Below are 22,877 nucleotides of genomic sequence, written 5' to 3'. Positions count from 1 at the left end.
AATCTATTTTGGGGCCTTTAAGCCTGGCAGACACTTGTGACAGCCAGGCGGGTTCAGTCGCCGCTGGAACAACTGCTGCAACCACTGTCACTGCAACCACTGTCACTGCTGCAGCCCGTGCCACAGGCTATGTGGCTGGCACAATAGCTGCCGGGGTGGCGCAGGCAATCCAGGCTATAGCTGAAGCCATCGGCTATCTGCAATTCGCGGTCCAGGGCAAACAACAGCGGCAACCGCGAAGGCCGTTTGGGGTCTATGCCCTCGGCCTTGAAGGCCAGACGCCAGCAGCGACGTATGCCCTGCTGGGCAGAGGTCTGGGACTGCATGGCTTCAGCCGGTGTGTGATGTAGAAAACGACCGAAGGCCCGTCGACAAAATTTCTGGTATAGACGGGTAAAAAGGATAAATTCGTGCCACACGCAATCCACAGCCTGTGATGGCATGGCCAGTGGTTGACGACCCGCGGTCAGGCTCAGCTGAAAATAATTGCGCAAACCTTCAAGTACCAGCAGTTGGCCCTGTTGATCCAGGTGGGGATAGCGCTCGGCCAGCCGGTGTGAAAGCTTGTCTGGGAACACCAGTTCGCGTATGTGGCGTTCACGCCTTTGTTTGCGGCGCTGGCGCCATCTGAGTACCAGCAGTAGCGGCAGGGCCGCCAGACACGCAAAAAACAGCCCGGCCATGTCAGTTCCGGTAAGGGTCATCGGCCAGCAAATAGGCCCTCAGGGCGGCCCTGTGCGGCTGTTCATCGAGCCAGGTGCGGATCCGCACCAGTTCTTCATAGGTCTCGGCGCCGAACTTTTGCCGGTACAACTCGGCCTGGTGTTGGCGGCTCTGGGCCTGGCGCAACTTGTGCTGCCATTCTTCGGTGACCAGTTGATTGAGACAATGGGCCAGGTTTTCGCGTTTGAGCCATTGCCATTCACCGCGATCCAGCCAGACACCACCGACGGCGGAACTGTAATCCAGATGATGATTGCTGTAGAGGCTGAACCTGAGTTTGCGCATCAGGGTGCCGCTGATGGGACACAGCAGGGCCTGGCGGCTTTCCTCCAGCTCTTCCACCACCACGGCCCGACCTTCCTCCAGCTCGGACGCTCCCTGTTGCTGCTTCCAGGCAACAAAGTCTTCAATCAGTACCCAGTGGCCCTCGCAATGATTGCAGCTGTGGGCCGGGAACAGACCATCCAAACGGGTGGGCATCAGGGTGCCCTTTTTGCAGCTGGTACATTTCATCTTTTTTTCCGCCAAATAAAGTGGTTAGCGCCTCGACTTACCTTAAGCCATGGGACTCTTGCGCTCAAGTGACACTTGGGTTCAATTGGCGCTGAGCGGCAGGGCGGTACGGCTGAAGGTTTGTTTCAGCACCAGGGTGGATTCGATGCCCGCTATGGCCGGCAGGCTGCCGAGGGACTTTTTCACAAAACGCTCGTAGGCCGGCAGATCCCGGGCAACAATTTTCAGCAGATAGTCGTGGGAGCCGGTGATCACCGAGCACTCCATCACCTCCGGCAATTTGGCAACCGCGGTCTCGAAGCGCTCGGCGGCGGTATCTGAGTTCTCACTCAGACGGATAGCAGCGTAAACAATGACATTAAAACCGGCCTTGTGCGGGTCCAGTTGGGCGGCGTAACCGCTGATCACCCCATCTTGCTCCAGCTTGCGGATGCGGCGAATGCAGGGGGTGTCGGACATATTCAGGCTGGCCGCCAGCTCGCTGATACTGATGCGGCCATCACGTTGCAATCTGTCTATGATGGCGAGGTCTTTCTTATCCATGGCAAACTGTTTTGGTGAATTTCGTTAAATATGTCCAATTAATTATTGAAATGCACCAATGTTGGTGGCGAAAGTGATTCTGATTGGTGAAAACCAATCTTGCCACTGTGCTAGGCTGATGGTCTCAAAAAGAGCTTTAACAAACCCTGATATAAGCGCCATGGAGAAGCCGCAATGAAACACATGACCTTGAACGTGGAAGCCTTCGATGACTGGCTGCGCACCCGTTTTGTGGAATTGAACAACAGTCTGGAAGCCCTGTACTGGTTGCAGGATGACAGGGCCAATGTTGAGGGCGTAGGCGAAGAGTACAAGCAGGCGCTGGAAAGTGAAGGCCGCACCCTGATCCTGGCGCTGCTCGACGAGGGCAATACCGATGAAGGCTTTGATGCGGCCTTTGATCTGCTGGGTAATGTCGGTCTGTATATGGCGGCCTGTCGGCGCCATGAGATAACAGAACCCAGCCGGGAGACCAGTTCTCCCCTGGTGGAAGCCTCGGCCCTGGCGATGCAGATTGGCGCCTCCATCGGCGTGACCCCCCGTTTCGCCACCGCCCATTTGACCACCCATAACCATGCCCATAACGGCCTGTACAAGCGCTTTACCGATTTGGCCGACGAGCGTCTGTTCGTGGATTACAACACCAAGGGCATTTTGGCCTATAAGCGCGCCGCCGATGCCCTGCTGAAAATCCTGCCGCTGGGTATTTCCCACCCCATCAGTGCCGATCTGCTCAAGGTGGCGCGTCAGGCGCTGCAGGATGTGATGGACTCAAACTCCACCCTGTTCAACGAGCTGGATACCGATCGTTTCTTTTATTGTGTGCGGCCTTACTACAAGCCGTATCGGGTCGGCAGTCAGGTGTACCGCGGTGCCAACGCCGGCGACTTTGCCGGCATCAATGTGATCGACTTACTGCTGGGACTGTGTTTTGCCAATGAACAGTCTTACTCGCAGATGCTGGTGGACAAGTTTCTCTACATGATGCCCGAGGATCAGGCCATACTGCGCGACTGCATGCGCCGCACCAGCCTGATGGACCAGTTCCTCAAGGCCAGCGGTGGTCACAAGGAAGCCTGGTACCAGCAGAACCTGCCGCTGTTCCTGGAGGTCTGTGAACTGCATGGTCAGACGGCTATTCAGCACCATGACCAGCTGGTGCACAAGTACATCTCTGGTCCCTCGGTCGATATGCAGCAGCAACACATGTCCAAGGTGACCGCCAGTGGTCCGCCGCTGCATGTGCTGTTGGCCTCCCTGGAAAAACTCAGGGACAGGCGCGCTGCCGCAAAGCGCAGCGATATCCGCACCCGCTGGCAGGATATACAGCGTCTGAAGGCAAGTCTGGGGTAAGTCATGGATTATAAAAATGAATTTTACCTGCCAGAGGGCGTCTACCTGCTGAATCACTCGGTGGGTCGCCCCCTTAAGGCCGCCAAGGCGGGCTTTGAGCAGGATTTCTGGCAACCCTGGCAAGACAGTGGTCGCGAACCCTGGGGCCATTGGTTGGGTGTGGTCGACAAGTTCCGCACCGCCCTGGCCAGGCTGTTTGACGGCCGGGCCGAGGACTTCTGTCCCCAGGTGAATTTGTCTTCGGCGCTGACCAAGCTGGTGATGTCCCATCCCCGGCTGAATAGTGCCGGTGCCCGTATTCTGATGAGTGAGCAGGATTTTCCCTCCATGGGCTTTGCCCTGCGTCAGGCGCTGCCCGAGGCCGAGCTGGTGTTTGTGCCGGCGGATGCCGATATTACGGATGCCAATGTCTGGGACCAATACCTGAGCGCCGATCTTGACCTCGCCTTCATCAGCCACGCCTATTCCAATACCGGCGCCCTGGCGCCCGTGGCCGAGCTGGTAGCACGCTGCCGGGACCTCGGTGTGCTCAGCCTGATTGACCTGGCCCAGTCTGCGGGTGTGGTGCCGCTGTCGCTTGCCAGGCTAAATCCGGATTTTCTGATAGGCTCGGCGGTCAAATGGCTCTGCTCCGGTCCCGGTGCCGCCTATCTTTGGGTCAATCCCGGACAATTGTCCCTGTGCCAGCCCAGGGATGTGGGCTGGTTTTCCCACGAGAATCCGTTTGAGTTTGATATCCACCAATTCCGTAATCATCCAACTGCGCTGCGCTTTTGGGGTGGTACGCCGTCGGTGGCACCCTATGCCATAGCGGCACATGCCATCGCCTGGTTCGCCGAACTGGGTTCCGATGTGCTACGTGCGCACAATCAGGCTTTGGTTTCAATGCTTTATGATGGGTTGCACCAATATGGTGCACTCCGTGTCAAGCCTGAAAATCGTAGCGGGACCGCGATCCTGGATTTTGGCCAGGACAATGAGGTGGTGCAGCAGGCGCTGGCTGCGGCAGCTATCAGCGTTGATCGACGCCGTTACGGCCTGCGGGTCTCGCCGCATCTCTATAATGATGAGGCCGATATCCGCGCCTTTATCGCCTGTGTTCAAGGGGTCCTGGCTTAGGTGAACCCAGCTCAAAATAAAAGCCCCGGCCAGAGCCGGGGCTTTTTAATGTGGCTACCGCTAATGGCCAGCTTTGCAGTTACAGCCAGCCATAAAAAAGTAGCGCCCCGGGGTTGAGCCCGGGGCGCTTTTCTTTGTCACCCTAAAACCACCTCCTATGGAGGTGGTGATCGTTCTGGTGGGGCTTTGCCCGGAGAATGCCCATGCTAAATACTCCCTCGGTTTGTTACCAGCAAATCAAGGAGTAAGTAGCATGAGCAGATATGAATCCGCGTCTCACGTATTCTATCGTTGTCAGTATCACCTCATTTGGACACCCAAGTACAGGTACAAAATCCTGAAAGGTAATCTCGGCAGAGAGCTTTATCGAAGTATCTATGTTTACTGCAACATGAAGAAATGCAGAGTCGTGGAACTAAATGTTCAGGAAGATCATGTCCATCTAGTAGTCAGAACCCCACCCAGTCTAAGCGTGTCGGATTTAATGGGTTTTGTTAAAGGGAGAACCGCGATCAGGATGTTTGCCAAATTTCCTTATTTAAGAAAGCACAAGCTCTGGGGGAATCACTTCTGGCAACGGGGTTATTTTGTGGACTCAGTAGGAGCAAACGAAGACATAATCCGTAGATATGTACGGCACCAGGAAAAGACAGCCAAAGAAGAAGAGAAACGGCAAATAGCGTTAGGGTTGGAAGGTTAGTTTTTAAGCCCCCTTTTAGGGGGCTGTGTCAAAGCCACCTGCTATGCAGGTGGATTTTTACTTTTTTTATCCGCCGGTTGCCCGGCGGTTCTGCAGGGTATTACAGGCTGTAGTACATCTCGAACTCGAGTGGGTGAGTGGTGCGGTTCACGCGCTCGGCTTCGGCTGTTTTCAGCTTGATGTAGGAATTGATGAAGTCATCGCTGAACACACCGCCCTTGGTCAGGAACTCACGGTCTGCATCCAGAGCTGCCAGAGCCACGTCCAGAGACTCGGCTACAGTTGGGATCTCGGCCGCTTCTTCGGCTGGCAGATCGTACAGGTCCTTATCCATGGCATCGCCAGGGTGGATCTTGTTCTGGATACCGTCCAGACCGGCCATCAGCAGGGCAGCAAAGCCCAGGTATGGGTTGGCAGTTGGGTCTGGGAAGCGGGTCTCGATACGACGGGCTTTCGGGCTTGGTACCACAGGGATACGGATAGAAGCAGAGCGGTTACGGGCAGAGTAGGCCAGCATCACAGGTGCTTCGAAGTGTGGAACCAGACGCTTGTAAGAGTTGGTGCTTGGGTTGGTGAAGGCGTTCAGGGCACGGGCGTGCTTGATGATACCGCCAATGTAGTACAGGGCAGTTTCAGACAGACCGCCGTACTTGTCACCGGCAAACAGGTTTACGCCATCTTTGGCCAGAGACTGGTGCACGTGCATACCAGAGCCGTTGTCACCAACGATTGGCTTGGGCATAAAGGTCGCAGTCTTACCGTAGGCGTGGGCCATGTTGTGCACCACGTACTTCAGGATTTGAATTTCGTCGGCTTTCTTGGTCAGGGTATTGAAGCGGGTAGCGATCTCGTTTTGACCGGCAGTGGCCACTTCGTGGTGATGGGCTTCAACCACTTGACCCATTTCTTCCAGCACCAGACACATGGCAGAGCGCAGGTCCTGTGAAGAGTCTACCGGAGCAACCGGGAAGTAACCGCCTTTCACGAATGGACGGTGACCAGTGTTGCCTTCTTCGTAGCTGGTGCCTGAGTTCCAGGCGGCTTCCTTGGAATCGATCTTTACGAAGGTACCGCTCATGTCGGTGCCGAAACGCACGTCGTCGAACAGGAAGAATTCTGGTTCTGGGCCTACCAGTACGGTATCGGCGATGCCGGTAGAACGCAGGTATTCTTCGGCTTTCTTGGCGATGGAGCGTGGGTCACGATCGTAGCCGGTCATGGTACCTGGCTCGAGGATGTCACAGCGGATGATGGCAGTGGTTTCTTCGGTGAAAGGATCCAGCACGAAGGTGGTCGCATCTGGCATCAGCACCATGTCGGACTCGTTGATGCCTTTCCAGCCGGCAATGGAAGAACCGTCGAACATTTTGCCGTCTTCGAAGAAATCGGCATCGATTTGATGAGCAGGGATAGACACGTGTTGCTCTTTACCCTTGGTGTCGGTAAAGCGCAGATCCACAAATTTCACTTCCAGTTCTTCAAGCTGCTTTAACACTGTTTCAACTGACATTCTCAAGTCTCCGGTAGGGTAGAGGGTGTTCCCTTAATCATCTTATCTGGCAAAGCAACAAATCCCGGTAGGTATCGCGCTTTGAAGTTGCCCATCTAAAGCGAGACTCGTGCCAGGTTGCTAAGGTTATGATGTATAAGGGGATGGTTTGAATGAGTAACGCAGAATCGCTCCGGGTTGCACTGTTTTGGTGCGCGCAATGCATTATGGTGGTGCAATCACCACGCGGATGCAGCATCTTGGTGCAGTCTTGTCGGACTATAGCTTCCATAAGCGGCCAAAAAATAATCCTGTGCGATGGGGCGCTGCTAGAGTAGAATGTCACGCTTTTTAAAGCAACCATCCGTTAGACTGACCTCATTGGGGGGTCGATAAACGGCTGGCGCCGGTGATACAAAGCAGCGACCGCAGGCACGTCTTGCCGTCATAAAACGCTGCTATGCTGTCGTCGAACCCCACAGTATTTTGATGGTAAGAGGCTAATAGTGTTAGAGAATTTACGTAACATCGCCATTATTGCGCACGTTGACCACGGTAAGACCACCCTGGTTGACAAGCTGCTGGCACAGTCAGGAACCCTGGCAACACGGGGCGAAGCCACTGAGCGGGTGATGGACTCCAACGATCTGGAAAAGGAACGTGGTATCACTATCCTGGCCAAGAACACTGCCATCAAGTGGAACGATTACCGTATCAACATCGTGGACACTCCTGGCCACGCCGACTTCGGCGGTGAGGTTGAGCGTGTACTGTCCATGGTGGATTCTGTGTTGCTGCTGGTGGATGCCGTTGACGGCCCCATGCCACAGACCCGTTTCGTAACCAAGAAGGCCTTTGCCCAAGGGCTCAAGCCAATCGTGGTTATCAACAAGATTGACCGTCCCGGTGCCCGCCCTGATTGGGTTATCGACCAGGTGTTTGACCTGTTTGACAACCTGGGTGCCACCGATGAGCAGCTGGACTTCCCTATCGTTTATGCCTCTGCCTTGAACGGCTTCGCGACCCTGGATCCCGATGACACCAGCGCCGACATGACGCCGCTGTTCCAGACCATAGTTGAGAAGGTGTCTTCTCCCGATGCCGACGCCGAAGGCGCGTTCCAGATGCAGATCTCCCAGCTGGACTACAACAGCTACGTGGGCGTTATCGGCGTGGGTCGCATCAAGCGCGGCAGCGTCAAGACCAACCAACAGGTGACTGTGGTCGGTGCCGATGGCAAAACCCGTAACGGCAAAATCGGTCAGGTACTGGGCTACATGGGCCTGGAGCGTCATGAAGTCGACGTGGCCAACGCCGGTGACATTGTGGCCATCACTGGCCTTGGCGAGCTGAAAATTTCCGATACTATCTGCGCCGCCGGTAATGTTGAGGCACTGCCTCCGCTGTCCGTTGACGAGCCTACCCTGACCATGACCTTCCAGGTAAACACTTCTCCGTTTGCCGGTAAAGAAGGTAAGTACGTGACTTCACGTAACATCCTCGAGCGTCTGCAACAGGAGCTGGTGCACAACGTGGCCCTGCGCGTGGAAGAGACCGACAGCCCGGATCGTTTCCGCGTCTCAGGTCGTGGTGAATTGCACCTGTCTATCCTGATCGAAAACATGCGCCGTGAAGGTTTCGAACTGGCGGTGTCCCGTCCTGAAGTGATCATCCGCGAAATCGACGGCGAGAAGTGCGAACCCTTCGAAACCCTGACCGTTGATGTGGAAGAAGAGCATCAAGGCACTGTTATCGAGAAGCTGGGTACCCGTAAGGCTGACATGAAAGACATGCAGCTCGACGGTAAAGGCCGCGTGCGTATCGATTTCGTGATCCCAAGTCGTGGTCTTATCGGTTTCCAAACCGAGTTTATGACCGCCACTTCAGGTACCGGTCTGCTGTACCATACCTTTGATCACTACGGTCCCTACAAGGGTGGTGAAATCGGTCAGCGTGCCAACGGCGTACTGATCTCCAACGCCACTGGTAAGGCGCTGACCTTCGCCCTGTTCGGTCTGCAAGATCGCGGTCGTCTGATGATCGGCCACGCCGCCGAAGTGTACGAAGGCCAGGTAGTGGGTATCCACAGCCGCTCCAACGACCTGACGGTAAACTGCCTCAAGGGTAAGCAGCTGACCAACATGCGTGCCTCTGGTACCGACGAGGCTCAGGTTCTGACTCCTCATATCCAGATGACTCTGGAACAGGCGCTGGAATTCATCGATGACGATGAACTGGTGGAAGTCACGCCCAAGAGCATTCGCGTGCGTAAGAAGTTCCTGACCGAAAACGATCGCAAGCGCGCCAGCCGCCAAGGCTGATAGCGTTAAATAATAAAGAAGACCCGGCCTTGCGCCGGGTTTTTTATTGCACGGAAATCACGATAAAGATCCCTGTAGTCCCATCGCTGTGCTAATTGGTTAACTGTTATCGTCGGTTTGTCTGCGCCGGAAGGGCAGAGGAGGCCATATGTGGTGGCGTTGTCGTGGTGTCTTGTTATTTGGCCTGTGTTTGCTGGCGCTGCAGTGCCCCGCCTGGGGCAAGGATGCCGTGGAGCAACAGGGGGACGTGCTGAAAATCGCCCTGCCTGCCATTGCCCTCGGTGCCACTCTGTTTTATGAAGAGGATTACGATGGCAGCATTCAATGGTTCCAGGCTTTCGTGACATCGGAAGCCACGGTTTACGCCTTGAAAAAGGTGGTAGATAAGGAACGCCCAAACGGTAATTGCTGCAGCGCATTTCCCTCAGGTCATGCGTCCATGGCCTTTATGGGGGCTGCATTTATCCAGCGCCGCTATGGCTGGGGTTATGGTGTACCGGCCTATCTTGCGGCTGCCTATGTGGGTTATACCCGAATTGAGTCCGATAAACATGACACTTTGGACGTGGCCGCCGGGGCCTTGATTGGTATTTTGAGCAGCTACTACTTCGTCGAACCCTACCAGGGCATCCAAATTACCCCTTACGCCGCCGGTGGCAGTTATGGTCTGATGTTGAGCGGTCGCTGGTAAGTCTTATGTTAAGCCGGCTTGATACAATTTTACACAGGGTGCATGGGCCGGGACTTGCTGTGGGTCTGGGTCTTAATCCCCGAGCCATGGGTAAAAATTGATTTATTAACACTATGTTATGCTTTACTCTACCCCAAAGAATCATTCCTGCTTAAGCCTGTATCGATCTCCTCGGTGCTATGCTTAGCTTTTGAACCAGAGCACATGCTATTGAGTACTGAACAATGAACGCCGGCAAGTTATTCAGGACAAAAGTAGGCATGGTTGCCTTTGTGCTGGTGTACATAATACTGGCCTATTCCACCGTTGAGTACCTGCAGCAGAGCTATCTCCGTGATGCGGAAACCGAGCGCTCCCGTGGCTTATCACAACAGTTGGCGCTGATCCGCGCCAATATTGAAGCCGAGGTCAATGCCGAAGTGTTTTTGGCCGACAGTCTGGCAACCCTAATCAGTTTTAGTCCCGAATCCACGTTTGAGCAGTGGGAACAGGTGGCCATGCAGCTGACCCGCAAGGCGGAACATATACGCAATATTGGGGTGGCGCCCAATGATGTGATTGCCTTTGTTTATCCACTGCAAGGCAATGAGCGGGCAGTGGGGCTGGATTTTCGCGACTATCCCAATCAATGGCAGACTGTGCAGCAGGCGCGTCAAGCGCAGCACATTATTATATCCGGCCCGCTGGAGTTGGTTCAGGGTGGCACGGCCATCATAGCCAGGGTGCCTATTTTCTCGGATGCGCCCCACAACAGCCAGTATTGGGGTACATGCAGCATAGTTCTGGATATTGATGCTTTGTTCCGCGATGCCGGCGTTTATGACCTTCCGGATAACGTGAGCCTGGCGATTCGAGGCCGTGACGGTACCGGTGCCGATGGCGAAGTGTTTTTTGGTGATCCGGGCGTATTTGAGGACCTGCTGCTGAGCGAGACTGTGCATCTGGTCAGTGGCAGTTGGCAAATGGGGCTGTCCCTGAAAGCATCATCTGCGGCTGTTCCTGCGTCCAATTGGGTAAAGGACAATCTGCCGCGGGTAGCGGGTTATACGGTGGCTCTGAGCCTGTTATTGAGCTTTATTTTAGTGCTCAATGCCTATCGTTTGGCCCATCAAATTTCTATGCAGGATGTGTTGACCAAGTTACCCAACCGCCGTCACGCCATGTTGATCCTGGAACAGCTGTCCCAGAAAGGCACAGCATCTGGCTTCAGCATCATCAATATCGATCTCAATCGATTCAAACAGGTCAACGACACCTATGGTCATGCCGTGGGGGACGCCCTGTTGGTGGAAGTTGCCAGGCGAATGAGGCACACCCTGAGGGGCTCGGATACCGTGGCCAGGTTGGGCGGCGATGAATTTTTGCTTATCCTGCCAAGGGTTTGCAGCCGCGAGCAACAGGATAGGGTGAAGGCTAAGTTACTCGGTGAGGTATGCGGTCAACCTTTTGATTATCAAGGGGTACACCTGGATATCAGTCTCAGTTTGGGGGTGGCCTGCTTCCCCGAACACGGCAATGCCATTTCCGAGTTGCTGCACCATGCGGACCAAGCCATGTATCAGGACAAGCAGCAACGCAAACTTAGCGCGGTGCAGGCATGAGGTGCTTAACGCTGCTGCTTTGTCTGCTATCGGCACTGGCCACGGCGGCTGAACCGACCCGGGTGACCTATGTGGATGCCACCAGTCTCAAGCACAACCCGAACAACAGTTATTTTGGGCTGTTGCTGCAATTGGCCCTGGAAAAATCCAGTGATAAATATGGCCCCTTTGAGCTTAAGGCCATAGATATTGAGATATCCCAGAAGCGCCATCTGCGGGAGTTGGAAAAGGGCACCATTGACGTGTTCTGGACCATGACCAGTTATGGCCGGGAGGTGGAGGCAAGGCCGGTGCGGGTGCCGCTGACCAAGGGCATGTACGGTATCCGCTTGTTGGCCATCAACAAGGAAGATAGCGATGCCTTCGCCAATATTACGGATTTGAAGCAGTTGGCGCAGCTGACTGCCATTCAGGGGCGGGACTGGCCCGACACCCAGGTACTCAGGCTCAATCGCCTGGACGTGAATACAGATGTAGCCGAAGTGGATCTCTATCCCTTCCTGGCCCGCCATCCGGGAAGTTATTTCCCCCGTGGTGTGACCGAAATTTTTGCCGAGACAGACAACCGGGATATGCCGACCGTGGCTGTCGACCGTCAGCTGGTGCTGGTATATCCGGCAGCCATGTATTTCTTTGTGGCCCGCGATAATGAGCTGTTGGCCAACCGGTTGGAATATGGCCTTAAACGTGCCCTGGCAGATGGCAGTTTCGACCAGCTGTTTTATGGTTTTCCCCAGCACAGGAGTGCCTTTGAGCGCGCTGACTTTGCCAAACGCCGCTTCCTGTACCTGCAGAATCCCCTGTTGCCACGTACTTCGAATGCCGATGAGATCCGCGCTATGCAGTTAGAGGTGATGCGCCGTTTCGGGGGGAAGTAGGCTAACAAAAACGGCCCCAAGGGGCCGTGTTGCTTTTTCGTTTGTTACTCGCCAGCTTCCATTGCGGCGATAAATTTATTGGACTCGGCGATGGACTTGTTCATTTCCTTGATCAGTCCCGCGATGTCCCGCTTCAGGTTGCCGAATTCACCCTTGATGGCGCCCAGGGTTTGGGCATTCAGATTGTGTTTGAGATACAGCATATTGTCCTTCATGGCGGTCAGCACCGGCGGCATCTTGCTCTCGGCCCGACGCATGCTGCGTACCATGGTCTCATAGGAGCGCTTGGTTTCCCTGAGCTTTGCCTGACTTTTGCTGCGCAGGTTGGCGCTGCTGATCTCGCCGATTTCATTCTGCCATTCTTCGAACAGCGCCTCGGCCACATCTTCCACCTTATCGATGCGACTGCTGACCTGCTCGGCGGCTTCCTGCGAGGCGTCATACTCGTCTTTGGCCTTGCCGTAAGCCCGCTCCAAATCGCCGCCACTGTGGCCAATCAGGGCCTGCATTTCCTCCAGCGCCGAGCTGAATTGTTTTTGCGCTTCTTCCTGGGATTCCTTGGCATCCTTCACCCGGTCAACCATGATGTCGCGTTTGTGATAGCCGACCTTTTCCATGGCGCCATAATAGGCACTCTGACAGCCACTGAGCAGCATCAGGGAGCAGGCCAGGGTCAGTGTCAGTAATGTCTTCATTGAGTCATTCTCCTTTGGGGCCCTCAGTCGGCCTTGAATTTGGCCGCATCTATGATGGCCCACAGATGGGCAATGCCACCAATAATGGCGGGCACCACCAGCCACCAGAGGGCGTAGCCCACCACAGTGACGACAAAGAAAACCAGGGCGGCAAGTATGCGTCCCTGCAGCAGTTGGCCGAGGCCGGGGAAAAACAGACTGGCAAGCGCGGCTATTACATTACCGGCAGAACCTTGTTGGCTCATCAATTCACTCCTTAGACTTGTCATGAACTTGTTCTAGGCTTTATTGTACGAACTTAACCGCCCATGACCACAGCCCGCAAGAGAAAAGCAGTGAAATATAAGATAGATGGGATAAAGATGGTGCATTGGTTTCGCGGCATTTGGCGTTTTGTGCTGCACCTGCGGCAGCGGCTGATCGAAGATCAAATCAACATCCGTGCCGGCCACCTGGCCTATGTCACCCTGTTGTCACTGGTACCCCTGGTGGCCGTTACCATGTCAATGTTGTCCGCCTTCCCCGTGTTCAAGGGGATCCGTGGCGAGATAGAAGCCTTTGTTTACGAGAATTTTTTGCCCGCCGCCGGTGATACGGTTCAGGTGTATATCAATGAGTTTGTCAGCAATGCCTCCAAGGGGACGGCCGTCGGTATTGGCTTTCTGGTGTTGGTGGCCATACTGCTGATTTCCGCCATCGATAAGGCCCTCAACGCCATTTGGCGTACCAAGGAAAAGCGCCGCCTGATGGTGTCTTTCTCCATGTACTGGATGGTATTGACCCTGGGGCCGGTATTGGTTGGTGCCAGCTTGGTTGCCACCTCTTATCTGGTGTCACTTAAGGTGGTCCACGAGGCGGAATTTTACGGCGTGGTACCCATGCTGGTGCAACGCTTACCGCTGCTGTTTTCCATCGCGGCATTCCTGTTGCTGTATATGGCGGTACCCAATCAGAGGGTGAGGTTTTTCCATGCGTTGTTGGGCGCTCTGGTGGCGGCGCTGTTATTTGAGGCCGGCAAGAAGGGCTTTGCCTTTTACGTGACCCACTTCCCCAGTTATCAGGCCATCTACGGCGCCCTGGCGACCATTCCCATTCTATTCGTGTGGGTCTACCTTTCATGGATGATAGTGTTGCTTGGTGCTGTCATCACGGCAGCCTTGCCCGAATACCTGGACCATGCCGAAAGTGTCGCCAGTGCGGAGCGTGTTGCAAGCACAGAGAGTGCCGAGTCCTCTGAAAATGTCGGCATCCAAGACGGGGCGGTGTCGAACGCTCAGCCAGGTGAGGAGAAGCCATGATGCATGATGCCGGCATGCCATTGCCTCTTTTGGCCAGCCACAGGCTTCCGGTTGGCGACGGTCACGAGTTGCATCTGGCCCAGTATGGCGATCCCGATGGGGTGCCTGTGCTGTATCTCCACGGTGGCCCGGGGGCAGGTTGCAACGCCGATGATACCCGCCTGTTTGCCAACTGCAGGGTGCGTTTGTTGCTGCTCGATCAACGCGGAGCAGGTCAGTCCCTGCCCAGGGGAGAGCTGAACCACAACCATCTGCAGGCGCTGTTGGCCGACCTTGAGTTGGTGCGTGAGGCCTTGGGCATAGAGGCCTGGTGCCTGGTTGGTGGGTCCTTTGGTGCGACCTTGGGGCTGATTTACAGCGGTCTGCATCCAGAGCGGGTGTTGGCACAGGTGTATTGGGGCTTGTTTGTGCCTTCCCTTACCGGGCTTTCCTGGCTTTACGGCCCGGATGGCGCGGCCCGTCTGTTTGATGAGGATTACCAAAGATTCAGCAGTGGTATTCCCATCAAGGGCTGGTTGCCCCTGCTATTCGATTATTTTCACAAGGCATTTGGACATGCCGACGATAAGATCCGCGAACCGGCGCTGCGGCGCTGGTTGGAATGGGAAATGGCGCTGGCTTTTCCGGGTAACCGGCTGTTGCAGCCCATAGGCTGGCACAGTACAGTGTTGGCCCGCACCGAATTGCATTACGCCCGTAATCACTATTTCGGCGCGCTGGAGTTGTTGCAGCGGGTGGTGACCAAGATTACCGCGCCAAGCCAGGTGTTGCAGGGTGAGCAGGATTGGGTGTGTCCCTGGTCGGTATTGCAATCTGAAATCTGGTTGCCCGAGGCCGGCACAGTGGACATCACCAAGGTGCCGGAGGGGTTTCATTCCCTGGCCGATGCCAAGATGTGCCGGGCGGTGGCTGAAGCCATTCAAACCATGGTTCAACAACAGCAAATCAACAGGTAGTAAATGTGATTGCATTGATTCAAAGGGTCAGCCGGGCGCGGGTGACAGTGGCCGGGGAAACGACCGGCGCCATAGACAAGGGCTTGCTGGTATTGCTGGGGGTAGAGCGCGGCGATGACAGGGCCAAACTGGAAAAGCTCGCCAATAAGGTCATGCAGTATCGTGTGTTTGCCGATGCCGAAGGCAAGATGAACCTCAATGTGTCCCAAGCCGGTGGTGCCCTGCTGGTGGTGTCCCAATTTACCCTGGCGGCGGATACGGGCCGCGGTCTCAGGCCGGGATTCTCCGGCGCAGGTACCCCGGAGCAGGCCGAACACTTGTATCTGGCGTTCATTGACTATTGCCGCAGCCAGGGAATGACAACGGAAACCGGCAGCTTTGGCGCCAATATGCAGGTCGAACTGGTCAACGACGGTCCGGTCACCTTTCATTTACAGGTCTAATATGTCATCCAACTTTGATGCCCTGGTGAGCGAGCTTGCCACCACCTGGCACAGCACTATTCCCGTCAGTGAATTCATGCAAATCAGGCCGCAACAGTTTGACGGCGAGCAGCTGACGGTGGCGGCACCTCTGGCGCCCAATATCAACCTGCACCAGACCATGTTTGCCGGCAGTATTTATACCTTGCTGACCCTGACGGGCTGGGGCCTGCTGTGGCTGATGCAGCGTAGTCACGAGCTACATGGGGATATAGTGCTCGCCGATGCCCACATTCGCTATCTGGCGCCCGTCACCGGGGCCCCTGTGGCCAGAGTCAGTTGGCCAGGGCAGGATCTCAGCCCCTTGGCCCGTGGTAAACGGGTTAAGGTGACGCTGGATGTGACACTCTGGTGTGCCGATAAGCTATGCGCCGAGTTCACCGGTCAGTATGTCAGCCTTCCCGGCAGCCACAAATAACACAGTGTGCGATATGTTAATTTGATGTTGCCCTGTCGTTGCAATAGAATCCCTTTTTCGATGCGACTTTTGTGCTAGCTACCTGAATTTGACTTGATGGGTTGTCGGGGCAAAGGTTGCCTTAGGATGTTCGCAACTTAACAAGGACACTCAAATGCGGATTTTCACCTGTGCGCTGACAGTCTTGCTGTGCCTGGGATTGAGCGGCTGTGCCAATACCAAACTCAGTGCTTCCAAATTGCCCAAAGGGGTCGCGGTCAACAAGGCCATCAGCCTGCCCGTCGACGTCAATGTGGCCTATTACCTGCCTCATTCACAGCTCAATAACCGCTTTTATCTGGATAAGTGGAATGTTTGGGTCGATCCGGGTAAATCCCTCACCGATGGCGTGCGTGATGCCTTTTCGGCCTATTTCAGTAATGCCCGTTTGCTCGATCGTAATGCCGACGATAACTACGGCTTGCTTATTGACATAGATCCCAAGTGGGAATTCAACGCCGGTAAGGCCGAGATGACCATGAATTTCAAGGTCTTCAACGGTGGCGAGCAGCCAATTCGTGAAGGCAGCAAATCCTACAAGGCCGATATTGGCTATGTGGGTAATGGCTCTGGTTTGTACAACGCCGCCATGCGAGCCACCCAGCTGGTGATAGTGGATGTGATAAACAGCCTGAAACCGACCGAGGCCAGCTATGGGGCTGTGCATAAGGTCAAGGATGTTGACCCCCATCTTTTGGCAAATATGGAAAAACCGGTCAGCAGTGGCACCGGTTTTTATATCAACAAGCAAGGCCAGCTGATGACCGCGGCCCATGTGCTCAAGCATTGTATGGTGACCAAGGTGCAGGTGGGTGACAAGAGCTTTGATGCCAACGTGGCCGCCAGTTCGACACTGCTGGATCTGGCTGTGATTGACACCGGCAGTCCGGTGGAACGTTTCCTGCCATTGCGAAAGGGCAGCGAGATCTTTCTGGGTGAATCCATTACCAACGTGGGTTATCCCCTGCAAGGACTGCTGGCGTCATCCCCCAATCTGACCCGTGGCAATATCAGCTCCCGTGATGCGCTCAAGGGTTCAGTGGGTCAGTTCCAGTTTTCTGCGCCCATCCAACCGGGCTCCAGCGGCGGCCCCGTGGTATCCGATGGGGGTGAATTGCTCGGGATTACAGTCAGCACACTCAACGCGGCCAAGCTGATCGAATCCGGCGCTTTGCCACAGAACGTCAACTTTGCCCTGGATGCCAAGTATGCGGCCATGTTTATGACCAAAAACAACATCCAGTTTTCCGAGGTTGAGCCCAATTTAAAGGGGGATATGCGCATCAGTAACGATGCCGCCCTGTCATCCGTGGCGCAACTGGCCTGCTATCAATAAGGAGTTAGCGATGAAAACCATGACTTCCATGATGTTGGCGGTGTTGCTGCTGGCCTCGCCCTTGGCCCAAGCGTTAGAACAAACCTTGCCGGCGGTGCTCTACATCAGCACCATAGATTCCGATGAGTTGTACAACAAACTCAAGGCGACCCCATCACTGAAACTGATGGACAAGGAAAACGTCGGTAATCCGCTGCGGTTGGTGGTGACATATAAGTATGAAACCACCGCAGGTGGCGAAGCGGCGGGCTTCACGTCAGCCCTGCTGGCGGGCAGCTCACTGGGAATACTGCCGGTTGTTACTAACAATGACCTGGTACTGACCTATGAATTACGAGTCCATGGTGAGCTGTTGACCAGTGTCAGTTACCGGGAAAACTTCACCAAGGCCCAAAACATGTATTCCAATCAGGGACTTTACACTCTGGATAAGGACTCCATGGCTTGGGTTATGACCACAGTGGATAAATTTGCCGCGGATATTCAAAGCAATACTGAATTGAAGCAGCTGATCGAGGAATATAACTATTACTTTGGTCAGTAATCTCTTGAGTTGACGTATAGGCCAGTCATTGACTGGCCTTGCTATTTTCAGAGCATTCTATTTTTTAGAAATGTTTTTCCCATTTAATCCGCTTTTTTTCTCTTTTGTGGGTCAATAGACTCATTCCCATCGAAAGGCACCTTGGGGTGCTGTGAAATTGGGAGTGAGTTATGTCAAAAGTTTTGGTGTTGAAATCCAGCATTCTTGGTGGTTATTCCCAATCGGGGAATCTGGTCAATCAGTTGTTGTCACAAATGAGCGAAGTCGAGGTGACAGTGCGGGATTTGGCCGCCGATCCTCTGCCTGTGTTGGATGGTGAGATTGCCTCCGGACTGCGTGGCGGTGATTCCCTCAGCGAACGCCAGCAGCAGGCGCTGGCATTGTCAGATAGTCTGATCGCCGAGCTGAAGGCCCACGATACCCTGGTGATTGCTGCGCCCATGTATAACTTTGGTATTCCTACCCAGCTGAAAAACTGGATTGATCTGGTGGCCCGCGCCGGTGTGACTTTTACCTATACCGAACAAGGCCCGGTGGGGCTGATCCAGGGCAAAAAAGCCATAGTGATCACCACCCGCGGTGGAGTACACAAAGATGCCGCCAGTGACCATGTGGTGCCCTACCTCAAAACCGTACTGGGTTTTATCGGTATCAGCGAGGTAGAGGTGGTGTATGCCGAGGCGCTGAATATGGGTCAAGAAGCCAGCGAACAGGGATTGTCACAGGCCCGGAACGCCATGGCAGCCCTGGCTATCTAAGCTTTAGTTTCAGCAATAAAAAAACCGCCTCCCAGGCGGTTTTTTGCTGTATGGCATAGATTGCTGTCAGCCTCTGTGGCTGAGCAGATCCTTGAGGGCCCCGGCGTTGCTGACGGCCATAAAGCCCTGTTCGCACAACAGATCGCAACCCTTTTGGGCACGAATACCTGCGCCACAGTAGAGTAACAAGGCTTGCTGTTTATCGGCCTGTTGCTGTGCCCACTGACCCAGGGAGTCCAGGGGCACATTGGTGGCTCCCTGCAGGTGACCGGCGGCAAATTCAACGGCACTGCGCACATCTATAACGGGAATCCCCTGGTCAATCAGCTGCCAGCTGGCAGCGGCGTCAAGGCACTTCACTTGTGGTTGCTCCATGGGCTTACTCTCTTTAATTAGAAAAATCTGATTGAAAATAATCTAATTGAATGTGAACTGCAATAGAGTGCACGCTTTTTGCGCAGGATCAAAGAGTGGAGGCCAGCAGTGGCTCTAGTCTGGGGATGCACTTTAAGGCACAGCATCTGGATTGGGGGCAGCCATGGAACAGCATTTTCATCCGGAACATCTTTGGCCCGAAAGGGGCACGGCTGCCGAACGTCTGACGCGGATGCACAATCATCTGAAGCAGACCATGCCACAGATAGACAGGGTTGCCTTCGCCCTCTACGATGCGGGCGATGATATGCTCAAAACCTTTATCAACAGTACCCACAGGGGCACGGCCATTCAGGCCTACCAGTATCCCCTGAGCCACAGTGAATCCCTGTCTTCCCTGGCCCATACGGGTTACTGCCGGGTGGTGGACGATATCCGCAGCAGTTTTGGTCCCCATACCCGCCACAGCCAGTGGTTGCTGGACCAGGATTATTTGTCATCCTTCACCCTGCCTTTGTACGACGAGCAGCAGCTGATAGGTTTCCTGTTTTTTGACTCCTGCCAGGCGGCGGCCTTCACCCCCAAGGTGCAGCGGGATTTACTGCTCTATTCCAACCTGATCAATATGGCCATCAGTGCCGAGTTGAGGGCTATCCGCACTGTGCTGAACTCGGCGCGGGTGGCGCGGGAATTTGCCCATCTGCGGGATTTTGAAACGGGTGCCCACCTGGAGCGCATGGCGCGCTATTCCAGGCTGATTGCCATCGAGGTCAGGGAAGCCTTCGAACTTACCGATGAACAAATAGAGCATATTGCCTTGTTTGCCCCGCTGCATGATGTGGGCAAGATAGGTATTCCTGACCGGGTATTGCTGAAACCCGGCCCCCTGGACGCCGGTGAGTGGCAGCTGATGCGCAGCCATGTGGAAAAAGGAGAGTTGTTGATCCGCAAGATCCTGGGTGACTTTGGGGTCGAGCATCTGCCGGACTCGGACATCATGCTCAATTTGGTGGCCTGTCATCACGAGTTTCTTGATGGCAGCGGCTATCCCCGGGGCCTGAAGGGCGAGGCTATCCCCAAGGTGGCCAGAATAGTAACAGTGGCGGATATCTTCGATGCCCTGACCAGCAAGCGTCCCTACAAGACGCCTTGGCCAATTGCCCAGGCGCTGGAGGAATTGGAGCGCATGGTCGCCTTGGGTAAGTTGGATGCGCTTTGTGTGGCGGCGTTGAAGCGACGCGGTCAGGAGGCCCAGGACATTATTCTGGGCTTCCCTGACGGGGATTGAGCGTCAGTAGTAGGTTTTGAGATAACCCTTGATGTGCTTACGTAAGGACTTGGACAATTTGCCGTTGGCCATGGCACGCAATTGGGCTTCGTACTCTGCCTCTCCCGAGCTGGCCAGGGCCTTTGCCATCCAGGCGTAGGTGTCCACTGATAATCTGTCATCATTCAGGTAGCTTTGCCGGGCAAGTTCCTCGGACAATAGCTTAAGTAAAAAAGGATGATGGATGGCATCGGCTGTAATGGTACGGGCCGCTTCGCGCATCAGCGCCAGATGACCACTGCGCAGGCTGTTGGCCAGGGCATTAATTCTTGGACTTAGCTGCTGATCCCAATGTGCCCGATTGTTGATGATGGGCTGCCACAACTGTTGCTGCTTGAAAATGCTGAGTGCCTCCTTGGCGTACTTGCGCAGTTTCTTGTGGTTGTGTTTGCCTGTGTATTCCTGCAACAGGCTTTGGTACTTGGAATCGCCGGAGTATCCCAGGGCGCGCATTAACCAGGCGCTGAGCTGCAGTTCCTGCTTTCCCATGGACTCCTGCGCCTGGGTCAGTTTGGCCAGTTCAGTGGCAATATTGGCAAAGATTGCCGGTTCGCCCATGCCCTCAAACTGCAGCGCGTCCGAGGCCCGCCTCACTTTATAGACATTTTGGCTACTGAATGCCTCGATAAAATCCTGCTGACTGTATTCCCGGGCACTTAAGCTCAGCGGCGCCAACAACAGTGCCAACAGCAGGGCTGGTTTGCAGATGGTATTCAGTGTCTTGCGCCACATAAGTGAAGTCCTTGTCAGTTATTCCAGCGTTTGAAAATCAGTGAAGTATTGATACCGCCGAAGGCAAAATTATTGCTCATCACATAGTCGGTATCCAACGCCCGTATCCCCGAGTGCAAGTAATCCAGTTCGCCGCATTGGGGATCGATATTGTGCAGGTTCAGGGTCGGTGCAAACCAACCGGCATTCATCATCTCAACGCTGAGCCAGGCTTCCAGGGCACCGCAGGCGCCCAAGGTGTGGCCCGTGTAGCTTTTGAGGGAGGAGATGGGCATGCGGGCACCGAATACTGCTGCCGTGGCCTGAGTTTCGGCGATATCACCCCGGTCGGTGGCGGTACCATGGGCATTGACATAGCCTATGGCGTCGGGTGCGAGGTTGGCATCTTTGAGGGCCAGGCGTATGGCCTGCTCCATGGTGTCGGCATTGGGCTGGGTCACATGAAGACCATCGGCGTTGGTGCCAAAGCCCACAACTTCCGCAAAGATCCTGGCGCCCCTGGCCTTGGCATGTTCAAGCTCTTCCAACACCAGGGTACAGGCTCCTTCACCTATGACCAGACCATCGCGATCGCGGTCGAAGGGGCGCGGCGTCAGCTGAGGGCTGTCGTTGCGGGTGCTGGTGGCGAACAGGGTATCGAATACCACGGCCTCGCTGGCACACAGCTCCTCGGCGCCGCCGGCGAGCATGGCCGTCTGGCGGCCGAACTTGATCGCCTCGTAGGCGTAGCCCAGACCCTGACTGCCCGAGGTGCAGGCGCTGCTGGTGGTGTGCACCCGGCCCTTGAGACCGAAGTAAACGCCTACGTTAACCGCCGTGGTGTGGGCCATCATACGTATATAACTGGTGGCATCTATGCCGGACATATCACCATCGGCCAGCATGCGGCCAAAGCCTATCAGGGGATCTGTGCTGCCGGTGGAGGAACCGTAGGCTATACCCATATCGCCACTGGTCAGCAGAGGGCTGTTCAGCAGACCGGCCGCTTCCAGGGCCAGCTCACTGGCTCGGGTTGCCATCAGGGACACCCGGCCCATGGAGCGGATCTTCTTGCGCGAATAGTGCGCCGGTACCACAAAGTCGGTGACCGGTGCTGCGAGACGGGTGTTCAGGCCATCAAACCTGTCCCAGTCGGACATGCGCACTACCTTGTTTTCCATGGCCTTGAGGCTGGCGGCTATGCTGTCCCAATCCTGTCCCAGACTGGAAATGGCCGCAGCACCTGTGATCACTACCCGGCGGCTCACAGCATACCTCCGTTAACCGAGATCACCTGACGGGTGATGTAAGCGGCATCGTCGGACATCAGGAAGGCGGCCAGGGCGGCAATTTCCTCCGGCTTGCCCATGCGCTTGAGCGGTACCAGTTCGTTGACTATGTCCTTGGGGAAATCGCTCACCATGTCGGTCTCAATCAACCCCGGCGCTATGCAGTTGACTGTGATCTTGCGCTTGGCCAGCTCCAGCGACAGTGCCTTGGTGGCGCCTATGATGCCGGCTTTGGACGCGGAATAATTCACCTGACCACGGTTACCGGCCAGACCGGAAACGGATGCCAGGGTGATGATGCGACCGCCCTTGCGTGTCTGCACCATGGGCATGACACAGGGGTGCAGCACGTTGTAGAAGCCATCGAGATTGGTGTGGATCACTGCATCCCACTCCTGCTCAGACATGGCGGGGAAGGCTGTGTCACGGGTGATGCCGGCATTGAGTACTACACCATAAAAGGCGCCATGGGCTGCTATATCGGCCTCGATGGCTTGACGTACCGCCTGACGATCGGCCACGTCAAATTGCAGCAGACTCACCTTGGCGCCCAGAGCGGTCAGTTCGGCGGCTGTGGCGTCGGCGGCGGCAGCATTGCTGTGATAATGCAGCCCTATATCATAGCCGGCCCCGGCCAGTCTGAGTGCTATGGCCTTGCCTATTCCACGGCTGGAACCGGTAACCAAGATCCTGTTTTTCATTATTATTCTCCTATGTC

At 55.2% G+C, this 22,877-nt stretch carries 25 protein-coding genes; 15 read left to right on the top strand and 10 right to left on the bottom strand.

From position 1 onward, the window contains the following. Positions 1-53: 53 nt before the first annotated feature. The 3 genes from JYB85_RS17785 to JYB85_RS17775 all read right to left on the bottom strand — a co-directional run bounded on the left by JYB85_RS17785 (position 54) and on the right by JYB85_RS17775 (position 1,779). The gene (locus JYB85_RS17785; RefSeq protein ID WP_207380351.1) at positions 54-683 is read right to left on the bottom strand and encodes a glycine-rich domain-containing protein; all 630 of its coding nucleotides are present in this window, start codon (positions 681-683) and stop codon (positions 54-56) included. Between the two features lies 1 nt (position 684). Further along, entirely contained in the window at positions 685-1,236 is a 552-nt protein-coding gene (locus tag JYB85_RS17780; protein WP_207380350.1) for a zf-TFIIB domain-containing protein, read from the bottom strand. Positions 1,237-1,317: 81 nt separating this feature from the next. Next, entirely contained in the window at positions 1,318-1,779 is a 462-nt protein-coding gene (locus tag JYB85_RS17775) for an Lrp/AsnC family transcriptional regulator (RefSeq protein WP_207321249.1), read from the bottom strand. A 174-nt stretch (positions 1,780-1,953) separates the two neighbouring features. Between JYB85_RS17775 and JYB85_RS17770 the strand changes: the two genes are divergently transcribed. The 3 genes from JYB85_RS17770 to tnpA all read left to right on the top strand — a co-directional run bounded on the left by JYB85_RS17770 (position 1,954) and on the right by tnpA (position 4,951). Then, positions 1,954-3,132 (top strand): PrnB family protein, encoded by a 1,179-nt coding sequence (locus JYB85_RS17770; RefSeq protein WP_207380349.1) that lies wholly within the window; start codon positions 1,954-1,956, stop codon positions 3,130-3,132. 3 nt (positions 3,133-3,135) lie between these two features. After that, positions 3,136-4,251, top strand: a complete 1,116-nt coding sequence (locus JYB85_RS17765; protein ID WP_207380348.1) for an aminotransferase class V-fold PLP-dependent enzyme — start codon at positions 3,136-3,138, stop codon at positions 4,249-4,251. Between the two features lie 253 nt (positions 4,252-4,504). Beyond that, complete coding sequence (tnpA, locus tag JYB85_RS17760) at positions 4,505-4,951, top strand: IS200/IS605 family transposase (protein WP_207381945.1); 447 nt, start codon at positions 4,505-4,507, stop codon at positions 4,949-4,951. Positions 4,952-5,051: 100 nt separating this feature from the next. Here tnpA and glnA read toward each other — a convergent pair whose 3' ends face one another. Beyond that, on the bottom strand, positions 5,052-6,461 hold the full coding sequence (glnA, locus tag JYB85_RS17755; RefSeq protein ID WP_207380347.1) for a glutamate--ammonia ligase: 1,410 nt from the start codon (positions 6,459-6,461) through the stop codon (positions 5,052-5,054). Positions 6,462-6,946: 485 nt separating this feature from the next. On the opposite strand from glnA, the gene typA reads away from it, so the two are divergent. From typA to JYB85_RS17735, 4 genes are all read left to right on the top strand, one after another. After that, positions 6,947-8,761, top strand: a complete 1,815-nt coding sequence (gene typA, locus JYB85_RS17750; protein ID WP_207380346.1) for a translational GTPase TypA — start codon at positions 6,947-6,949, stop codon at positions 8,759-8,761. Between the two features lie 148 nt (positions 8,762-8,909). Beyond that, positions 8,910-9,452 (top strand): phosphatase PAP2 family protein, encoded by a 543-nt coding sequence (locus JYB85_RS17745; protein ID WP_207380345.1) that lies wholly within the window; start codon positions 8,910-8,912, stop codon positions 9,450-9,452. Between the two features lie 260 nt (positions 9,453-9,712). Next, positions 9,713-11,053: a diguanylate cyclase domain-containing protein gene (locus JYB85_RS17740; protein WP_207380344.1), complete on the top strand. Its 1,341-nt coding sequence runs from the start codon at positions 9,713-9,715 to the stop codon at positions 11,051-11,053. Further along, complete coding sequence (locus JYB85_RS17735; RefSeq protein WP_207380343.1) at positions 11,050-11,931, top strand: hypothetical protein; 882 nt, start codon at positions 11,050-11,052, stop codon at positions 11,929-11,931. Before JYB85_RS17740 ends, JYB85_RS17735 begins: the two co-directional genes overlap by 4 nt. A gap of 44 nt (positions 11,932-11,975) precedes the next feature. Here JYB85_RS17735 and JYB85_RS17730 read toward each other — a convergent pair whose 3' ends face one another. Together JYB85_RS17730 and JYB85_RS17725 are read right to left on the bottom strand one after the other, a co-directional pair. After that, positions 11,976-12,626 (bottom strand): DUF2959 domain-containing protein, encoded by a 651-nt coding sequence (locus JYB85_RS17730; RefSeq protein ID WP_207380342.1) that lies wholly within the window; start codon positions 12,624-12,626, stop codon positions 11,976-11,978. 23 nt (positions 12,627-12,649) lie between these two features. Next, entirely contained in the window at positions 12,650-12,871 is a 222-nt protein-coding gene (locus JYB85_RS17725; RefSeq protein WP_207321240.1) for a hypothetical protein, read from the bottom strand. Positions 12,872-12,988: 117 nt separating this feature from the next. Between JYB85_RS17725 and JYB85_RS17720 the strand changes: the two genes are divergently transcribed. The 7 genes from JYB85_RS17720 to JYB85_RS17690 all read left to right on the top strand — a co-directional run bounded on the left by JYB85_RS17720 (position 12,989) and on the right by JYB85_RS17690 (position 18,457). Next, positions 12,989-13,924, top strand: coding sequence for a virulence factor BrkB family protein (locus JYB85_RS17720; protein WP_207382127.1), 936 nt, complete (start codon positions 12,989-12,991; stop codon positions 13,922-13,924). Beyond that, positions 13,921-14,880: an alpha/beta fold hydrolase gene (locus tag JYB85_RS17715; protein WP_228730144.1), complete on the top strand. Its 960-nt coding sequence runs from the start codon at positions 13,921-13,923 to the stop codon at positions 14,878-14,880. Before JYB85_RS17720 ends, JYB85_RS17715 begins: the two co-directional genes overlap by 4 nt. A 5-nt stretch (positions 14,881-14,885) precedes the next feature. Beyond that, positions 14,886-15,323, top strand: a complete 438-nt coding sequence (gene dtd / locus JYB85_RS17710) for a D-aminoacyl-tRNA deacylase (RefSeq protein WP_207321239.1) — start codon at positions 14,886-14,888, stop codon at positions 15,321-15,323. A 1-nt stretch (position 15,324) separates the two neighbouring features. After that, positions 15,325-15,780, top strand: a complete 456-nt coding sequence (locus tag JYB85_RS17705; RefSeq protein WP_207380341.1) for a thioesterase domain-containing protein — start codon at positions 15,325-15,327, stop codon at positions 15,778-15,780. Between the two features lie 154 nt (positions 15,781-15,934). Beyond that, a complete protein-coding gene (locus JYB85_RS17700; RefSeq protein ID WP_207380340.1) occupies positions 15,935-17,155 on the top strand; it encodes a S1 family peptidase in 1,221 nt (406 codons plus the stop codon). Positions 17,156-17,165: 10 nt separating this feature from the next. After that, entirely contained in the window at positions 17,166-17,699 is a 534-nt protein-coding gene (locus JYB85_RS17695) for a hypothetical protein (protein WP_207380339.1), read from the top strand. Positions 17,700-17,869: 170 nt separating this feature from the next. Continuing rightward, positions 17,870-18,457, top strand: a complete 588-nt coding sequence (locus JYB85_RS17690; RefSeq protein WP_207380338.1) for an FMN-dependent NADH-azoreductase — start codon at positions 17,870-17,872, stop codon at positions 18,455-18,457. A 66-nt stretch (positions 18,458-18,523) separates the two neighbouring features. Here JYB85_RS17690 and JYB85_RS17685 read toward each other — a convergent pair whose 3' ends face one another. After that, positions 18,524-18,832 carry a rhodanese-like domain-containing protein gene (locus JYB85_RS17685; protein ID WP_207380337.1) on the bottom strand — a complete coding sequence of 103 codons (309 nt, stop codon included), beginning with the start codon at positions 18,830-18,832 and terminating at the stop codon, positions 18,524-18,526. A 163-nt stretch (positions 18,833-18,995) separates the two neighbouring features. Between JYB85_RS17685 and JYB85_RS17680 the strand changes: the two genes are divergently transcribed. Then, a complete protein-coding gene (locus JYB85_RS17680; RefSeq protein WP_207380336.1) occupies positions 18,996-20,120 on the top strand; it encodes an HD domain-containing phosphohydrolase in 1,125 nt (374 codons plus the stop codon). Positions 20,121-20,123: 3 nt separating this feature from the next. On the opposite strand, the gene JYB85_RS17675 is transcribed toward JYB85_RS17680, so the two are convergent. Genes JYB85_RS17675 through JYB85_RS17665 form a run of 3 tightly spaced genes read right to left on the bottom strand, consistent with a single transcriptional unit; the run spans position 20,124 to position 22,860 of the window. Beyond that, on the bottom strand, positions 20,124-20,891 hold the full coding sequence (locus tag JYB85_RS17675; RefSeq protein ID WP_207380335.1) for a hypothetical protein: 768 nt from the start codon (positions 20,889-20,891) through the stop codon (positions 20,124-20,126). Positions 20,892-20,905: 14 nt separating this feature from the next. Then, positions 20,906-22,138, bottom strand: a complete 1,233-nt coding sequence (locus JYB85_RS17670) for a beta-ketoacyl-ACP synthase (RefSeq protein WP_207380334.1) — start codon at positions 22,136-22,138, stop codon at positions 20,906-20,908. Next, positions 22,135-22,860 carry a 3-ketoacyl-ACP reductase FabG2 gene (locus tag JYB85_RS17665; protein WP_207380333.1) on the bottom strand — a complete coding sequence of 242 codons (726 nt, stop codon included), beginning with the start codon at positions 22,858-22,860 and terminating at the stop codon, positions 22,135-22,137. Before JYB85_RS17665 ends, JYB85_RS17670 begins: the two co-directional genes overlap by 4 nt. Between the last annotated feature and the right edge of the window lie 17 nt (positions 22,861-22,877).

The sequence above is a fragment of the Shewanella sedimentimangrovi genome (assembly GCF_017354965.1).
Taxonomy (GTDB): Bacteria; Pseudomonadota; Gammaproteobacteria; order Enterobacterales; family Shewanellaceae; genus Shewanella; species Shewanella cyperi.
The sequence above is the reverse complement of the archived record's forward strand: the minus strand, read 5'-3'. Positions and strand labels throughout refer to the sequence as shown.

What these genes read in the sequence shown, in the direction of transcription:
- JYB85_RS17695 (WP_207380339.1), top strand. Translation starts at nt 17,166, where the DNA reads ATGAAAACCATGACTTCCATGATGTTGGCGGTGTTGCTGCTGGCCTCG.
- JYB85_RS17745 (WP_207380345.1), top strand. Translation starts at nt 8,910, where the DNA reads ATGTGGTGGCGTTGTCGTGGTGTCTTGTTATTTGGCCTGTGTTTGCTG.
- JYB85_RS17775 (WP_207321249.1), bottom strand. Translation starts at nt 1,779, where the DNA reads ATGGATAAGAAAGACCTCGCCATCATAGACAGATTGCAACGTGATGGC.
- JYB85_RS17725 (WP_207321240.1), bottom strand. Translation starts at nt 12,871, where the DNA reads ATGAGCCAACAAGGTTCTGCCGGTAATGTAATAGCCGCGCTTGCCAGT.
- JYB85_RS17780 (WP_207380350.1), bottom strand. Translation starts at nt 1,236, where the DNA reads ATGAAATGTACCAGCTGCAAAAAGGGCACCCTGATGCCCACCCGTTTG.
- JYB85_RS17680 (WP_207380336.1), top strand. Translation starts at nt 18,996, where the DNA reads ATGGAACAGCATTTTCATCCGGAACATCTTTGGCCCGAAAGGGGCACG.
- JYB85_RS17730 (WP_207380342.1), bottom strand. Translation starts at nt 12,626, where the DNA reads ATGAAGACATTACTGACACTGACCCTGGCCTGCTCCCTGATGCTGCTC.
- JYB85_RS17785 (WP_207380351.1), bottom strand. Translation starts at nt 683, where the DNA reads ATGGCCGGGCTGTTTTTTGCGTGTCTGGCGGCCCTGCCGCTACTGCTG.
- JYB85_RS17720 (WP_207382127.1), top strand. Translation starts at nt 12,989, where the DNA reads ATGGTGCATTGGTTTCGCGGCATTTGGCGTTTTGTGCTGCACCTGCGG.
- JYB85_RS17735 (WP_207380343.1), top strand. Translation starts at nt 11,050, where the DNA reads ATGAGGTGCTTAACGCTGCTGCTTTGTCTGCTATCGGCACTGGCCACG.
- JYB85_RS17705 (WP_207380341.1), top strand. Translation starts at nt 15,325, where the DNA reads ATGTCATCCAACTTTGATGCCCTGGTGAGCGAGCTTGCCACCACCTGG.
- JYB85_RS17690 (WP_207380338.1), top strand. Translation starts at nt 17,870, where the DNA reads ATGTCAAAAGTTTTGGTGTTGAAATCCAGCATTCTTGGTGGTTATTCC.
- tnpA (WP_207381945.1), top strand. Translation starts at nt 4,505, where the DNA reads ATGAGCAGATATGAATCCGCGTCTCACGTATTCTATCGTTGTCAGTAT.
- JYB85_RS17765 (WP_207380348.1), top strand. Translation starts at nt 3,136, where the DNA reads ATGGATTATAAAAATGAATTTTACCTGCCAGAGGGCGTCTACCTGCTG.
- glnA (WP_207380347.1), bottom strand. Translation starts at nt 6,461, where the DNA reads ATGTCAGTTGAAACAGTGTTAAAGCAGCTTGAAGAACTGGAAGTGAAA.
- JYB85_RS17740 (WP_207380344.1), top strand. Translation starts at nt 9,713, where the DNA reads ATGGTTGCCTTTGTGCTGGTGTACATAATACTGGCCTATTCCACCGTT.
- JYB85_RS17770 (WP_207380349.1), top strand. Translation starts at nt 1,954, where the DNA reads ATGAAACACATGACCTTGAACGTGGAAGCCTTCGATGACTGGCTGCGC.
- JYB85_RS17685 (WP_207380337.1), bottom strand. Translation starts at nt 18,832, where the DNA reads ATGGAGCAACCACAAGTGAAGTGCCTTGACGCCGCTGCCAGCTGGCAG.
- JYB85_RS17700 (WP_207380340.1), top strand. Translation starts at nt 15,935, where the DNA reads ATGCGGATTTTCACCTGTGCGCTGACAGTCTTGCTGTGCCTGGGATTG.
- JYB85_RS17675 (WP_207380335.1), bottom strand. Translation starts at nt 20,891, where the DNA reads ATGTGGCGCAAGACACTGAATACCATCTGCAAACCAGCCCTGCTGTTG.
- JYB85_RS17715 (WP_228730144.1), top strand. Translation starts at nt 13,921, where the DNA reads ATGATGCATGATGCCGGCATGCCATTGCCTCTTTTGGCCAGCCACAGG.
- JYB85_RS17665 (WP_207380333.1), bottom strand. Translation starts at nt 22,860, where the DNA reads ATGAAAAACAGGATCTTGGTTACCGGTTCCAGCCGTGGAATAGGCAAG.